Source organism: Alcanivorax sp. HI0083 (assembly GCF_001635175.1).
The window spans coordinates 1-868 of the sequence record NZ_LWFX01001043.1 but is presented as its reverse complement, the minus strand read 5'-3'; the positions used below and the strand labels follow the sequence as shown (position 1 = coordinate 868).

Below are 868 nucleotides of genomic sequence, written 5' to 3'. Positions count from 1 at the left end.
GCGACTATCAGCGTGCCAACAACGCCGTGGCCCATATCAGTGGCACCGCTACACGTTCACAGGACAGCGAACTGCCGGATAATGCCGTGCTCACCGTCGCCCTGCTGGACAACCAGATAGAGACCGGCACACCCGGCGCCCAACTTGTCGCCAAGCGTCTGATTCGCCTGGATGAAGACACCGATACCATGCCCTTTCGCCTGTACTACCTCCCCGACAACCTGAAAGCAGACCATGAATACCAGATCATCAGTCAGATCCTGGCCGACGGCGGCCTCTTCTATCAGTCCGACGCCATCACGCTGAAGCGCAAAAAACACGGCTTTGCCGATGTCACCCTGCCACTCACCGAGGTAATGACGGACAGCGAAACCCTGCGTGGCGCCATCACCCGTGGCAAGCCCGGACAACACCGTGACACCTTCACCCTGTGCAACAGCGACCGGCGCCTGCTGATTCGCGGCCCGCAAAGCGACGACCTGCTGACCGCCTACGACAACGGCATCCGCTACCCGCAACAGCCCCGCGTGGCCACCGTCAGCGGCCTGGTGCGCAAAGTGCCCGGCACCCAGGAAGGCAGCACCGAAGCCGCTCTTATCGTGGAAAGCTTCAACCTGGAACCGGGCATGGAGAACTGCCAACTGCCCACCGCCGAACTGACCCACACCCGCTGGCAACTGACACACCTGGAGACGGATCGCATTATTCTGGGCAGTGCGGCACAGGTGCCGTTTCTCACCTTCAACGATGACAGCAAGGTCAAAGGCCATGGCAGCTGCAACAGCCTGAACGGCCCCTACCAGCGCGACGGCCAACAGCTGGCGCTGCCCGATCTTGCAACTACACGCAAGGCATGCCCGACCAGCGC

The 868-nt window shown here is 61.8% G+C and carries 1 protein-coding gene; it reads left to right on the top strand.

The genetic code is table 11. The features are described 5' to 3' along the window. Positions 1–868 (top strand): META domain-containing protein (locus A3754_RS13495; protein WP_156496989.1); only part of this gene is annotated, 868 nt, incomplete at both ends.